Origin of the sequence: Chitinophaga horti (genome assembly GCF_022867795.2) — a bacterium.
In the GTDB taxonomy this organism is placed as follows: domain Bacteria; phylum Bacteroidota; class Bacteroidia; order Chitinophagales; family Chitinophagaceae; genus Chitinophaga; species Chitinophaga horti.
The window spans coordinates 4634434-4649268 of the sequence record NZ_CP107006.1 but is presented as its reverse complement, the minus strand read 5'-3'; the positions used below and the strand labels follow the sequence as shown (position 1 = coordinate 4649268).

The 14835-nt window shown below is 51.1% G+C and carries 13 protein-coding genes; 6 read left to right on the top strand and 7 right to left on the bottom strand.

The genetic code is table 11. The features are described 5' to 3' along the window. Positions 1-93: 93 nt before the first annotated feature. Both MKQ68_RS18645 and MKQ68_RS18640 read right to left on the bottom strand, forming a co-directional pair. Positions 94-1035, bottom strand: coding sequence for an NAD(P)H-dependent flavin oxidoreductase (locus MKQ68_RS18645; RefSeq protein ID WP_244842351.1), 942 nt, complete (start codon positions 1033-1035; stop codon positions 94-96). A gap of 81 nt (positions 1036-1116) precedes the next feature. Then, positions 1117-2109 carry a sugar phosphate nucleotidyltransferase gene (locus MKQ68_RS18640; RefSeq protein WP_244842350.1) on the bottom strand — a complete coding sequence of 331 codons (993 nt, stop codon included), beginning with the start codon at positions 2107-2109 and terminating at the stop codon, positions 1117-1119. 139 nt (positions 2110-2248) lie between these two features. On the opposite strand from MKQ68_RS18640, the gene glyA reads away from it, so the two are divergent. The 6 genes from glyA (at position 2249) to MKQ68_RS18610 (ending at position 8250) form a co-directional block, all read left to right on the top strand. Beyond that, positions 2249-3526, top strand: coding sequence for a serine hydroxymethyltransferase (gene glyA, locus MKQ68_RS18635; RefSeq protein WP_264280430.1), 1278 nt, complete (start codon positions 2249-2251; stop codon positions 3524-3526). Between the two features lie 375 nt (positions 3527-3901). Next, the gene (locus tag MKQ68_RS18630; protein ID WP_264280429.1) at positions 3902-4738 is read left to right on the top strand and encodes an ABC transporter ATP-binding protein; all 837 of its coding nucleotides are present in this window, start codon (positions 3902-3904) and stop codon (positions 4736-4738) included. Between the two features lie 12 nt (positions 4739-4750). Continuing rightward, positions 4751-5602 (top strand): hypothetical protein, encoded by an 852-nt coding sequence (locus MKQ68_RS18625; RefSeq protein ID WP_264280428.1) that lies wholly within the window; start codon positions 4751-4753, stop codon positions 5600-5602. A gap of 18 nt (positions 5603-5620) precedes the next feature. After that, positions 5621-5995, top strand: coding sequence for a GntR family transcriptional regulator (locus MKQ68_RS18620; protein ID WP_264280427.1), 375 nt, complete (start codon positions 5621-5623; stop codon positions 5993-5995). An 8-nt stretch (positions 5996-6003) separates the two neighbouring features. Next, on the top strand, positions 6004-6762 hold the full coding sequence (locus MKQ68_RS18615; RefSeq protein WP_264280426.1) for a hypothetical protein: 759 nt from the start codon (positions 6004-6006) through the stop codon (positions 6760-6762). Positions 6763-6774: 12 nt separating this feature from the next. Continuing rightward, positions 6775-8250, top strand: coding sequence for a TlpA family protein disulfide reductase (locus MKQ68_RS18610; protein ID WP_244842344.1), 1476 nt, complete (start codon positions 6775-6777; stop codon positions 8248-8250). Between the two features lie 136 nt (positions 8251-8386). Here MKQ68_RS18610 and MKQ68_RS18605 read toward each other — a convergent pair whose 3' ends face one another. The 5 genes from MKQ68_RS18605 to MKQ68_RS18585 form a co-directional block, all read right to left on the bottom strand. Next, entirely contained in the window at positions 8387-9562 is a 1176-nt protein-coding gene (locus MKQ68_RS18605; protein WP_264280425.1) for a M20 metallopeptidase family protein, read from the bottom strand. Further along, complete coding sequence (locus MKQ68_RS18600; protein ID WP_264280424.1) at positions 9552-9992, bottom strand: SPOR domain-containing protein; 441 nt, start codon at positions 9990-9992, stop codon at positions 9552-9554. Before MKQ68_RS18600 ends, MKQ68_RS18605 begins: the two co-directional genes overlap by 11 nt. Positions 9993-10003: 11 nt before the next feature. After that, positions 10004-10663, bottom strand: coding sequence for a deoxyribose-phosphate aldolase (deoC, locus tag MKQ68_RS18595; protein WP_244842341.1), 660 nt, complete (start codon positions 10661-10663; stop codon positions 10004-10006). A gap of 8 nt (positions 10664-10671) precedes the next feature. Then, complete coding sequence (gene secA / locus MKQ68_RS18590) at positions 10672-14007, bottom strand: preprotein translocase subunit SecA (protein ID WP_264280423.1); 3336 nt, start codon at positions 14005-14007, stop codon at positions 10672-10674. Positions 14008-14211: 204 nt separating this feature from the next. Beyond that, positions 14212-14646 carry a hypothetical protein gene (locus MKQ68_RS18585; RefSeq protein ID WP_264280422.1) on the bottom strand — a complete coding sequence of 145 codons (435 nt, stop codon included), beginning with the start codon at positions 14644-14646 and terminating at the stop codon, positions 14212-14214. Positions 14647-14835 lie beyond the last annotated feature (189 nt).

Genomic DNA, 14835 nt, shown 5'->3' with positions numbered 1-14835 from the left:
TCAGGCATTTCAACGATCACCAGGGAGGCGTTGCTGCAGCCTGGCAGTTATTAGGACGTTTCAGTAATCTCGACCAATAGCGAGAACAATGCGTTATAATCCGGCCAGCCTCGCGCGTGTAGCGTTAAACCCATCCCATATTTCTTTCACCACATCTGCCGCGGGTGTAATCTCTTTGATCAACGCGCTCACCTGCCCGATTTCCAGTTCGCCTTCTTCCAGCTCCCCTTCGAACATGCCTTTCTTCGCACGGCCACGCCCCAGTAAACTTTGCATGGCCTCTGCGCTCGCGCCGCCCGCTTCGGCCTCGCGCACGGCATCATAAAATGCATTCCGCAGCAACCGCACGGGCGCCAGTTTTTTCAACGACAAAAGCGTATCGCCTTCCTGTGCTTTCAGCACTGCTTCTTTAAAGTGAAGGTGTGAGGATGCCTCCGGCGTAGCGACAAACCGGCTGCCCACCTGCACGCCTTCCGCCCCCAACGCAAATGCCGCCGCCATCGCACGGCCGTCTGCGATACCGCCCGCCGCTATCAATGGAATCGTCACCGCATCACGCACGGCCGGTATCAATACCATCGTCGTCGTTTCTTCGCGGCCGTTGTGGCCGCCCGCTTCAAAGCCTTCGGCCACAACAGCGTCTACGCCTGCTTCCTGGCTTTTCAGCGCGAATTTGGAGCTGGAAACAACATGTACCACGGTGATGCCGGCGGCTTTCAGTACAGGCGTCCACGTTTTAGGATTACCGGCCGATGTAAATACGATCTTCACGCCTTCTTCCCGGATGATCTTTACATGCTGGTCAATATCAGGGTACAGGAGGGGCAGGTTTACGCCGAAGGGTTTATCGGTAGCAGCTTTGCATTTTTGGATATGCTCACGTAATATGTGTGGGTACATACTGCCTGCGCCCAGTATTCCCAGTCCGCCCGCATTGCTCACCGCACTGGCCAGCCGCCAGCCGCTCGCCCATATCATGCCGGCTTGTATGATCGGGTATTCAATGCCGAATAACGATGTAATACGGTTGTTCATCTTTAAATGTAACGAATTATATCCCATAAAAAAGCCGGCCCATTCCAGGCCGGCTTCTCACTATCTTGTACAGGTAAAGGATTATCCCAGGTCAATTTCGGTATTATCGCCAATGTTCAGGCTCTGGCTCAGTCCGCGGATGTTCGCGTCGCTGCCGATCAATGAAGACTTCAGCACCACTTCGTACAGGTTACTGAACGAACCGATGATCGAATCTTTCACGATCGAATAACTGATCACGGTGTTGTCGCCCACGGCTACGTTCGGACCAATGATCGAGTTTTTAATATTACATCCTTCGCCAATACTTACCGGCGGAATGATGATCGTATTTTCATAAGGCAGCACCGGGTTGTTGGCCGCTTTATATTTCTTTAAAAGGATGGCGTTGGTGTCGAGCAAGGTGTCTTTTCGTCCGCAGTCGAACCAGTTGGCTACTTTAAATGCGTTAAACTTTACGCCATGCTGTATCATACACTCCAAAGCATCCGTCAGCTGAAACTCGTCGTGCGACTTGATCTGGCGCTGGTAGTTATCCTCCAGGCATTTGTACAGCTGCTCCGATTCACGGATCTTGTATAAACCCACCAATGCCAGGTTCGATTTAGGGATCTGCGGTTTTTCTATCACGCGGGAAATAATACCGTTTTCCGCCATTTCCGCTACCCCGAAGTTACGCGGATCATCGACCTTCTTCACACCCAGTTGCGAAACGTCTGCCGATATCACTTCTTTCAGGTCCGTTTCTACGATCGTGTCGCCCAGTACGATCAGGATCTCATCGCCGGCTACCACCTCTCTCGTTAACAGGATGGCATGGCCGGTGCCCTCACGGCTGTTCTGCTGCACAAAGTGGCAGGTCAGCTCAGAATACTTGTTCTCTACATAATGCTGGATCTTTTCGCCCAAGTAACCTACCACGAATACAAACTCGTTAATACCGGCTTCCACCAGCTGATCAACGATGATACTAAGGATAGTTTTACCGGCTAAGGGAATGAGGGCTTTCGGTTGCGTATATGTATGCGGCCGGAGTTTGGTGCCTGCTCCCGCCACAGGAATAATTGCTTTCATTGATGACTTAGATTATACTGACTATCTGCTAAATGACGCTTTCGTCCGAATTGCGCCCAAATTACTACAAAATGACGAATTACTGCTTTCATTAGCATTTCATATAAATAACTGTTAATTTTGCGGCAAATTTTACAGCATGCAAAGAGACCAGCAAATATTCGATATCATCGGCCAGGAACTGGAAAGACAGCGTCATGGCATAGAACTGATCGCTTCTGAAAACTTTACCAGCCTCCAGGTAATGCAGGCCATGGGTAACGTGATGACCAACAAGTACGCCGAAGGATATCCTGGTCGCCGCTACTATGGCGGTTGTGAAGTGGTGGACCTCAGCGAGCAGCTGGCCATCGACAGGGCTAAGCAAATCTTCGGGGTAGAGTATGTAAACGTACAGCCTCACTCCGGCGCACAGGCCAATGCAGCTGTATTACTCGCCATCCTCCAGCCCGGCGATAAAATCCTGGGCCTCGACCTCAGCATGGGTGGTCACCTTACGCACGGTTCTTCCGTAAACTTCTCCGGTAAACTGTACCAGCCGCTGTTTTACGGCGTAAATAAAGAAACCGGCCTCGTAGAGTATGATGTAATGGAAAAGGTTGCCCTGGCCGAAAAGCCGAAGCTGATCATTTGCGGTGCATCTGCCTATAGCCGCGACTGGGATTACAAACGCATCCGCGAAATAGCCGACAAAATCGGTGCTTTCGTAATGGCCGACATCGCGCACCCTGCAGGTCTCATCGCCAAAGGGTTGCTCAACTCTCCGTTCGCACATTGCCATTTCGTTACCACGACTACCCATAAAACCCTCCGCGGTCCACGTGGTGGTATGATCATGCTCGGTAAAGATTTCGAAAATCCGTTCGGCCTTAAAACGCCAAAGGGTGAAACCCGCATGATGAGCTCTTTGATCGACACTGCCGTATTCCCTGGTATCCAGGGCGGTCCGCTCGAGCACGTAATCGCTGCCAAAGCCGTGTCTTTCTTCGAGATCCTCACCGACGAGTATGATGCCTACGCAAAACAGATGATCCGTAACTCCCAGGCTTTCGCTAAAGCGTTCCTGAACAAAGGTTACCAGATGGTGTCCGGCGGTACCGATAACCACCTGATCCTCATCGACCTGCGTAATAAAGATATCTCCGGTAAAAAAGCTGAACAGGTATTGGTGAAAGCTGACATTACCGTAAACAAGAACATGGTGCCTTTCGATGATAAATCTCCTTTCGTTACCTCCGGTATCCGTGTAGGTGTGCCTGCCATCACTACCCGCGGCCTGAAAGAAGATCACATGGGCAACATCGTTGAGTGGATCGACCGCCTGCTGGTAGATGCCGACAACGAAACCAACATCACGAAAGTACGCGGCGAAGTGAACGAGTTCATGAAACAGTTCCCGCTGTACCCCGAATTGTAAGCTATTGCTGTATGTCGTTAAGAAGCCGGTTTCGCAGGAAGCCGGCTTTTTGTTTTGTATATGAGCCTGTATCCAATAGCCCATCTGCTATTCGCCCCGGCGCTTCTTCTCATTTGTTCGGTGTATACATCACCTGCATTCCTTGCCTGTTCAAGTGTACGCACAGGCCCGTGGCGCTCCGTCTCCCACCTGTTTCAATGGGTACCACTGATTAATGCTTATGTAACCACCTCCCTCCACCCTCCTCAGCCGCCGTTGCGTCGCACACTTCCACTTTTTTCGCGCTTTTCTCCCAAAACATTTGGACAATTCAAAAAACACTGTACTTTTGTGGTGTACTAGTTAACTAGTACAGTCAATCAAACCACTAAGCAAATGATTTCCCTTAACCGCCTCAGTTTTTACTATCGTAAAGGCAACCCCGTCCTGGAGGACGTTACCCTCCAACTCGCCCCCGGGCGCATTTATGGCCTGTTAGGTCGTAATGGCGCCGGCAAAAGTAGCCTGATGCATGCTTTGTGCGGACTACTGTTCCCCAAGGCTGGCGAGGTGCAAGTACTGGGTTTTAAGCCCGGCGAACGTAAGCCCGCTTTCCTGCAACAGGTGTTCATCCTGCCGGAAACTTTCCAGGTGCCAAACATTACCGTGGACCAGCTCATTGCCGTAGATGCCGCCTTTTATCCAGCGTTTGACAAGCAGGCGTTTTACCAGTACCTCGAACAGTTTGAGGTGCCCGCGGATGCGCATCTTTCCAGCCTTAGCTTCGGCCAGGCCAAAAAGGTAATGATCAGTTTTGCACTGGCCACCCGCGTAAAGCTCCTGTTGCTCGACGAACCCACGAATGGTCTCGACATCCCGTCCAAACGCCAGTTCCGTAAGGTGATCGCCGGTACTTTGCAGGACGATCAGCTGATGATCATGAGCACGCACCAGGTAAAAGACCTGGATAACCTTATCGATCATATCATCGTGCTGGACGAGCATCGCATCCTGTTCAACGCCTCCGTAGACGAGATCTCGGAACGGCTGCTGTTCAGCCAGCAAATGACGCTCACCGGCGATGTAAAACCCATCTACCACGAAGGGTCTTTAAAAGGGTACATCACGATAACGCCCAACAACACGAGCGTGCCTTCGAGTATCGATATGGAAATGTTCTTTAACGGCCTCATGTCAGAAAAGCAGCAGATGCTGGCATTGTTTAATCACTAACGCGTATCACTTATGTCATCTTCTTTTGCCCGTTACGTATTACTACTCAAAAAGCAATGGATCGAAAACCGGCGCTTCTATCTGTTCGCTGTGCTGGTCATTTTCCTGTTGCAGTTTTCCATGCTGTTGCTCGCTGTATTCACGGCCGACCGTGGCCTGGGCAGCGGCGTAGTGTCGATCATCAGCATACTGGGCGTGCTGCTTACCGGAAGTATGTTTTCCAGTTCGCTGCTGAATAACTACAGGCATCGTTCCGAAGGTATTTTTGGATTGATGTTGCCGGCTTCTGCCAAAGAAAAATTGTTGGTGGCGGTAACATACAACATGTTGATTTTCCCGGTGCTGTTTTTTGTGATGTTCTGCAGCAACCTTTACGCAGCGCATCTGATCGAAGTGAAATTTTCTTTCCGCATATCCAGGCTGGAGGTGGCCACGTTTAAAACGATTGTATTCTTCACCGTTCTATATTGGTTATCGCAGGCCTTTGTACTGTTATGTTCGTTAATGCTGCGCCGGTTCTCCTTTATGGTAGCTGCCTGCGTCATGATCGTACTGGCCATCGTTGTTTCTGCCATCAGTACGTCGACGTTCAGTGCTATTATCGGCAATCGTACGGCCAAAGTAGATAACCTGGCCCAGTTTTATCCAGGTCCCATAGTTGGCACGCGTTTACAAAGTGCAGATCCGTTAGGCGCGGCCAGTTTTATGGTCGATATAAAACATGGCAATGGCGTGGTGATGCCCTGGCATTATGCGGTAAATCTTTCCCCGGCGGGCAATTGGCTGTTTAACGGCTATGTGCTGCTTACCGCTATATTCCTGCTTTACATAGTATGGCTAAAGCTGAAGGACCAGCAATTGTAGTACCTCTAACCCATTACTATGCAATTCAATCAATCACAGGCAATATATCTCCAGATCGCTGATTACATCTGTGACCAGGTACAACTGGGCGAGCTGAAAACCGAAGAAAAAGTGCCTTCGGTGCGCGAGCTGGCGGTGCGGCTGGAAGTGAATCCCAATACGGTGATGCGCTCCTACGAACACCTGCAGCAGCAAGGTATTATCTATACGCGGCGCGGCCTCGGTTATTATATCAGTCCGGATGCGCTGCAAAAACTGGCAGGCGATCGCCGCCAACAATTTCTTGAGGAAGAATTACCCTCCTTTTTTCACAAAATGTACCTGCTGGGTATTGAGCTGGACGAGCTGAAAGGCCGTTACGATGCTTACCGGGCAGCTAAACAGCAACAATAACGATCACCATGAAAAAAAGTAATATACTGCTGGTCATCTTTTGCGCCATGGTGCCTGCCGGCTTCATTTTATATAATGTACTACTGGCCGAGGCCTTCGCTAAAGGCAATGGCGACAGGTCGCCCGGTTATGTAGCCCTTGTTACAGAGCAGGTGAACGTAACCCGGCTAAAACCTTTTCACTACATTGTCGTAAACGGGAAACTGACCGATACGGATAGCACGCGCTACAGCTATTTTCTGCCGCAGAATGAAATGCTGCCGGTACGAATTGAGTTAGGGGAGATGCACGCGATCGAGATAAATGAATACCTGCAAAAGGAAACATCTTTTCACCAGGTAAATGATACGTTGTTCGTGCGTTTCGATGGCAGGAAGGTGCTTCCGGGCGGAGGTTACTACTCACTACGCATCGTATCCCCGGACATATCCGGTATGAAGCTGTACAACTATAATTACAGCATCACCAATTTCAGTTTAGCAGATACATCGGTATTAGCCGCCCGCGATGCGACGGTAGACATCAGCGTATTCCAGGGTAACAGGGCAATGAAAATTGATATGGAACGAAACGTGAAAGTCACTCTGCCTGATTATCACGCTGGTCCGGCTCACCTCTTTTACAGCATGGGACCAGGTTGCCAGTTGCACCTGTTCGAAAAATATGCAGGGCACCTGCAGGCCGGTCAGCTCGACAGCTCTTCGACGACTGTTTTCACCGGCAGCGCATCTTTCGTAAACAAACACCTCGCTACGATCACGCAATAATACACGCTACATATGAACATCCAACGACTGCTGTTGGGAGCGTTACTCGCCCTGACACTCCCGACCTATGCCCAACAGGCACCGAAACAATTCGTGTTAAAAGGCCATGCTACCAACTTTAAGTCCGACTTCTTCGAAGCTGGCCTCTCCGGTATGTTCGACTTTTCTATAAAAGGCATACCGGTAGATGGCAAAGGCAACTTCTCCGTTACCTACCCGCTCCACGAAATACAGGACTTTGCCTTCATCCTTGACGATAGCATGTTCCGCACCTTTGTGGAACCGGGCGATACGCTCACGCTTACCTGGGACGATACCCGCATCAACGCTTCCATGGTTTTAAAGGCCAACCGACCTTACCGCCAGCAGGAAATTGACCTAATGCAGCAGTTAAATAATTCACTGTATGCCTATCGGGACGCCATACAAGGTTTGTATAAAAATGATGTGCGGGACTCGGCGGCGGCAGCCGTTATCAACGCGCAGTATAACAAAGATCTAAAGATCATCGCCGCCGCGCCGCTCACCCGCAATTCGAAAAAGTTCTTTGTAGATAAATACTACCAATACCTGGAACCTTTGAAAAGCCGCGCATCCCTGCAAAAGTTCCGGCTGGAGGCCAGCCCGGAGCTACTCGCAAACGAACAGCTGGTCCGCTACATCCTGCGCCCGGATGCCTACCAGTTCCCGGACGAATATGCGTTGATGCATAGCAGTGAGTACCGCGGCTTCCTCGATAACTACATCCGTTTCGAGTATGCCATGAAGAACGGCGGCGCGTACAATGACGATCGATATAAATCCCCCGGCTTTATCCCTTTTAACCCTATCGCCCGCAATTATCACAATGCCATGGCGGCTTTCGATGTTTTGAGCATCCGCGACTGGGCGGTAACCAAAATTCTCATGGGGGCCTACATGCACGAGCCGTTCGATAAGGTAGATGTGGTGTATCAGCAATTTTTGAAAGAAGCGCTGGTACCTGCTTACCGCGACTCACTGGTCGCCTTCCGTACGAAGATGCTCAAACTGAAACCAGGTGCCAAAGCACCGGTGTTTACCCTAAAGGACGATAAGGGCAAGGCGGTAAGCCTGTCCGACTTTAAAGGCAAACTGGTATATGTTGATTTCTGGGGTGTATACTGTGGGCCTTGTATCGCAGACATCGAGTCGTCGGCAGTTAAAATACATGAACGGTATAAAGAAAAACCGGTCGTTTTTCTGACGATTTGTATCGACGCCAAACCCGACAAATGGAAAGAAACATTAGCCAAATATAAGCTGGACGGGGTGAACCTCTTTGCACCCGATGGCGTACGTACGCCGGTGGTCACTACCTATGGCATTGCAGGCATCCCACACTACCTTCTTATTGATGAGAATGGCATCATTCTTGACAATAATGCTCCAAGGTATTCCGAGTTGTTGCGCGATAACAACAACATGCTGGACCAGGCGCTCAGCAAAAAGAAACCCCGCACGAATTAGAAGTATGTAAAGCAATAATATAGATCATCACAATAACCGGCTCTGTTCTCATAGCCGGTTTTTTCATGCCTTACGGTCCTGAAATAACAAAGCCGGGCACATGGCCCGGCTCCGAAACGTATCTTCTTAAATAAGCTTAAAACTGTGTTGCCAGGTAAGCCATGGTGCCCATGCCGATCTCGATCGCACGTTCATCCACGTTAAAGGTAGGCGTATGCACACCGGACGTAATGCCGGCAGCGGTGTTAGCCGTACCTAAACGGAAGAAGCAGGCGGGTATCACCTGGGAATAGAACGCGAAGTCTTCCGCACCCATTCTCAGTTCCGTCGTTTCTACCTGGTCTTTACCGATATAATCTTCTGCGAAGGCGCGTGCCCGTGCAGTTACCTCTTCGTTGTTATCTACCACGGGGTAGCCCACCAGGATGTCGATATCTATTTCCGCACCCATGGAATGTACCAGTTCGCGTGCCTGGCGGTAAATGAGTTCGTGGGCCTTGAAGCGCCATACTTCGTCCATCGCACGAAAGGTGCCCATCAGCTTCACTTCGCTGGGTATCACGTTGGTCGTATGCCCGCCGTTAAAGGCGCAGATAGACAATACAGAAGGGGAGAAGGGATTGTTGTTACGGCTGATGATCTGTTGCAGGCTCACCACTAGGTGCGAGGCGATCAGGATCGTATCGACCGTCAGGTGTGGGGCCGCCGCGTGGCCGCCTTTGCCTTTGATGGTGATGTAGATCTCGTCGGCGCTGGCCATGTATTTACCACCCCGGAAGCCAAGTTTGCCGGCTTCCATATTCGGGTGTACGTGTAAGCCCAGGATTGCGTCGGGTTTTGGATTTTCCAGCGCACCGTCTTTGATCATCAGGCTGGCGCCGCCGGGGTGTTTTTCTTCACCCGGCTGGAACAGGATTTTCACCGTGCCTTCAAATTCATCGCTTACCTGTTGTAAGATGCGGGCCGCACCCAGTACCACGGAGGTATGCACATCGTGCCCGCAGGCATGCATCACGCCTTCGTGCTTCGATTTATAGGGAACGTCGTTGGCCTCTATGATCGGCAACGCATCCATATCCGCCCGGAGGGCAATTACTTTCTTAGTGGGATTTTTACCCTCTATCAATGCCACAATGCCTGTACCCGCCACGCCTGGCTGGTACTTTACGCCAAATTCGTCCAGCTTGCGCTGGATAAAAGCGGAGGTTTCATATTCCTGGAAAGACAGCTCCGGGTGAGCGTGTAAGTGTTGCCTTACGGCTATAAGGTCGCCGGCGTATTCCGCAGCGAGGGCCTTAATTCTAGTCTTCATTGATAAACTCTTTATCAGGCGAAACATTAATGGTGGTAGGCACCACAAAAACGCCGCCTGCAAACTGGTTCGTTAACTTGTTGCGCAGCTCCGTCGCTTCCTCGCGGCTTCTGAAATCGCCAATGCGCACCTTAAAATAAGGGGCCTGGTAGTCGATGTAAGTGCGGTGGTCGGGGAACAGCTGCATTACCCGGGCCTTGGCATCATTCGCCTCGTTACGTTTGTTGGTGGTCATCACCTGTACACGAAAGCCGGGCTGGTTGCGGATAGCGAGGGTATTGATGTACACCTGTTTTCTTACCAGTATATCTATACGGCTATCTTTTACCACTTTTACGGAGCCGGTATTGTCGGCTACTGTATTGTCCTGTGCTTTAAGGCCTGCTGCCGAAAAGAGAAGGAGGGCAGCGAGGGATAGTAATTTATACATGTTTTTCAGTTTCAGATGGCATTTGCCTGCTTCACAATGTCAATGCTGGCGCTGCAACCTAAACGGCTTGCACCGGCCTCGATCAGTGCTTTGGCAAATTCAAAGGTTTTGATCCCGCCGCTGGCCTTTATTTTCACATTGGCCGGCAGGTTCGCCCGCATCAGTTTTACGGCCTCGATGGTAGCGCCCTTTTCGGCGTAACCGGTGGAGGTTTTCACAAAGTCAACCCCGTAACGGCCGTAAATTTCGCAGCATTTCGTGATCTCTTCCTCCAATAATATGCCACTTTCGATGATCACTTTCAGCACTTTTCCCTTACTGCGCACCAGCGGCAGAATGGTACCGATCTCTTTTTCGAGATAAGCCCAGTCGCCATTGCGGATGGCCAGCAGGTTCGCGACCATATCAATTTCATGAGCGCCATCCACGATGGCAAGCACGGTTTCCGCCACTTTGGCTTCCAGGGCCGAATAACCGAAGGGGAAGCCGGTAACGGTCGCTACTTTGATATGGGTGCTGCCGAGCATGTCGGCGGCTATTTTTACGAATGGAGGCGGTATACATACAGCCGCAAAGCTGTATTCTACCGCTTCCATACATAGTTTCTTAACGTCGTCCAGCGTGGTCACCGGTTTTAACACGGTGTGGTCGATATACGAATTAATGTTCATTATCAACATTAAAGGTCTTTACCATGGCACTGTTTAAACTTCTTGCCGCTACCACAGGGACAAGGATCGTTACGGCCTACTTTGGGGCCTACACGTACCGGGTCCGGGCGCAGGTCTTCTTCCTGGGAAACGTACTCCTGCTGCTGTTGCTGCTGCTGTGCGATTGCTGCACGTTGCTGCTGCTCTTCAAACTCCTGGTGGCTGGCGCGCATCTTACTCATGTCGGTCTTTTCTTCATGGCCTTCACGAATTTGCTCCGGATCTTCTTCTGCCTGTAACGGAATGCCCGCTTTACACAGGAAGCTTACGATCTCGCGGCTGGTTTCACCATCCATCTGTTTAAACAGGTTGAAGGCTTCGAACTTGTAGATCAGCAAAGGATCTTTCTGCTCGAACACGGCGTTCTGTACAGACTGTTTCAGGTCGTCCATCGCACGCAGGTGCTCTTTCCAGGCCTCGTCGATGAGGGCCAGGGTAATGCTGCGTTCCAGCGCGTTGATGGTTTCTTTACCTTCCGTATCCACGATCTTTTTCAGTCCTGCCAGTACGTTAATGCCTTTGCGGCCATCTGTGAATGGAACAGAAATGTTTTCGATCATATGGCCTCTTTCCGCATGCAGCTGCCTGATTACCGGCATCATGTTCTGCGCAATTTCCTGGCCTTTACGGTTATAGTTGTGAATAGCTTCGCCGTACAGTTTCTCAGCGATATTATTCACAGGGTCTTTTGTAAATTCTTCCTGGGAGATAGAAGTGTCTACCGCGAATACCATGATCGCATCCAGCTTAAACGCTTCGAAGTCGCCGCTTTCACGATGGGTGGTGACCATGTTGAGCGCTACGTCGTAGAAGGCGTTGTCGATGTCGATGGCCAGGCGGTCGCCAAACAGGGCGTGGTTACGTTTGGAGTAGATCACGGTTCGCTGCTTGTTCATTACGTCGTCATACTCCAGCAGGCGTTTACGGATGCCGAAGTTGTTCTCTTCCACTTTCTTTTGCGCTCTTTCGATCGAACGGGTGATCATGCTGTGCTGGATCACTTCTCCTTCTTTATAACCCATACGGTCCATCAGCGAAGCAATACGGTCGGAGCCGAACATACGCATCAGGTCATCTTCGAGGGATACAAAGAACTGGGAAGTACCGGGGTCGCCCTGGCGGCCTGCACGACCACGCAGCTGGCGGTCAACACGGCGGCTTTCATGACGTTCTGTACCAATGATGGCCAAACCGCCCGCTTCTTTAACGCCGGGTCCGAGTTTAATGTCCGTACCACGACCCGCCATGTTGGTGGCGATGGTCACCGCGCCGGGCAAACCTGCTTCGGCCACGATCTGGGCCTCACGGGCGTGCTGTTTCGCGTTCAGTACATTGTGCGGGATCTTCTGGAAAGTGAGCATCTTACCCAGCAGTTCGGATACCTCTACGGAGGTAGTACCTACCAGTACCGGTCGGCCTGCAGCCTGCAGTTGCTTTACTTCTTCGATTACCGCATTGTATTTATCACGTTTGGTTTTGTAAACCAGGTCTTCGTTATCCTTACGGGTGATAGGCAGGTTGGTGGGGATGGTTACCACATCCAACTTATAGATCTGCCAGAACTCACCGGCTTCCGTGGTTGCCGTACCGGTCATACCGGCCAGCTTGTGGTACATACGGAAGTAGTTCTGCAAAGTGATGGTAGCGAAGGTTTGCGTAGCCGCTTCCACTTTCACGTTCTCTTTCGCCTCGATCGCCTGGTGCAAGCCGTCGGAGTAACGGCGGCCGTCGAGGATACGACCTGTCTGTTCGTCTACGATCTTTACTTTACCGTCCATTACCACATACTCCACGTCCTTATCGAACAGGGTGTATGCTTTCAGCAGCTGCTGGATGGAGTGGATGCGTTCGGACTTCATCGCGAAGTCTTTCAGCAATACATCTTTACGTTGCAGTTTTTCTTCCGCAGGCAGATCGGTGTTCTCGATTTCCGCCAGCTGTGCGCCAACATCCGGCAGTACGAAGAAGTGTGGGTCTTCGCCGCCTTGTGTGATCAGCGCGATACCTTTTTCGGTAAGGTCTACGCTGTTATTTTTCTCGTCGATGTAGAAGTACAGTTCCTGATCCACCTTCGGCATTTCGCGCTGGTGGTCGGCGATATAATAGTTTTCTGCTTTCTGTTGTAATACTTTGATACCGGGTTCGCTCAGGTATTTGATGAGCGCACTGTTTTTGGGTAAACCGCGCCATGCACGCATCAGGGCCAGACCCCCGGATTTAGGATCGTCCTTACCTTCTGCGATCAGTTTTTTCGCTTCGTTCAGGGACTGGATGGTGACGCGTTTCTGCGCTTCTACCAGTGCCTGGATGCGGGGTTTCAATGCATGGAACTCCTGCTCGTCGCCGCGGGGGATGGGGCCGGAGATGATGAGTGGCGTACGCGCATCGTCGATCAATACGCTATCCACCTCATCCACCATGGCGTAGTGGTGTTTACGCTGTACCATTTCTTCGGGACTGTGCACCATGTTATCGCGCAGGTAGTCGAAGCCAAATTCGTTGTTGGTACCATAAACGATATCGGCCAGGTACGCATTGCGGCGTTCCGGGCTGTTAGGCTGGTGTTTGTCGATACAATCCACCGTAATACCGAGGAACTCGAACAACGGACCGTTCCACTCAGAGTCACGACGGGCGAGGTAGTCGTTCACCGTAACGATGTGTACACCTTCGCCTGATAATGCGTTGAGGTAAGCGGGCAGCGTAGATACGAGGGTTTTACCTTCACCCGTAGCCATTTCCGCAATTTTACCCGTATGCAGTACCGTACCACCGATCAGCTGTACATCGTAGTGTACCATGTTCCAGGTAACCTGTGTACCGGCTGCCATCCAGCTGTTTTTCCAGGTGGCTTTATCACCGTTGATGGTGATGTAATCGCGTCTTACTGCCAGCTGACGGTCGAGGTCAGTAGCCGTGGTAACGATATCTGTATTATTGGTGAGTTGGTAAGCAGCTGCCTTCACCGTAGCGAAAGCTTCGGGCAGCAGTGATTCCAATACTTCTTCGATTTGTTTGTCGCGGTCTTTGGTGAGGGCGTCGATCTCGCGATAAATGGCGTCTTTCTGGGAAACGTCTTCCAGTTCGTCTGCCGCAGATTTTTTACCGGCGATTTGTTCGTCGATACCAGCCAGGTGCGCTTTTATTCTTTCCCGAAACTCGGTGGTTTTGTGTCTAAGGTCGTCGATAGGCAGGGTTCTCAGCTTCTCGTATTCCTCGTTTACCTGTTTCACTAAGGGAAGGATGGTCTTGATGTCGCGATCAGACTTATGTCCTCCGAAAAGCTTTGTTAAAAAACCTAACATGTTTGATGATTAGTTACGTATGAATCAAATATTATTTTACTTTTTGCCGAAGCGCCAATATACAGCATTTCTCCGCATTCTTACTTTCAGTCAAATATTGTGCGCGGATAGTGTGTAATGCCATGATGGCATAGGCCTCGGATGGGAGCGTAGATTCACGCTTAAAAGCCGGGCGGTACGCGGTGCGCACTGTCAAAAATGCGGCTAGGCGAGCAGCGTGGAAGGGCCGGCGCGGGTGGGGTGATCCCGGTGATGCCCCGACTGTTCAAGCGCGGCGTCGCATCGGCTGACGTTGGCCGTCGATGGGGTGGCAATACCGGTAGGAAGGCTGGCATTACTGATGCCGGCGTCACTTCCGGGCAGGAAGTGCAGTTGCACCAGTTCGCCGTCCTTATGGCTTTTACGCAGCACCAGCTTGCTTTTATGGAGGTGATGCTGCCGGTAATAAGTAACAAACTGATCGAAGGCCCCCTTTTCGCCCTGCCCCTGCAGGCGCCGGAACGTTTCAAAGTCGCCCCGCTCGATACTTTCCAGAACGCGCATACAGGTTGCCTCAATCAGCTCGGCTTGTGTCTGAGTGGCACAGGCGGGCAAAAAGAAGGCGCCGATGGCGATGTATAATATGAGCGTCGGTTTCATTACTGGCGCTAAGTTAGCAATTTTTTTACCAGCTTCCGGTAATCCTGTTTAGTCGCCGTTGCCACTCCCTTCAACTGCCACTTCCTGTTCTGAACTGGCAGATAGTGGCGAATACAGCCGGAACTGGTGACAAAGCGCTCCAAAGGCTGTAATCGCACCCACCGCTCGGTCATCCCCCGTTACCCCCGC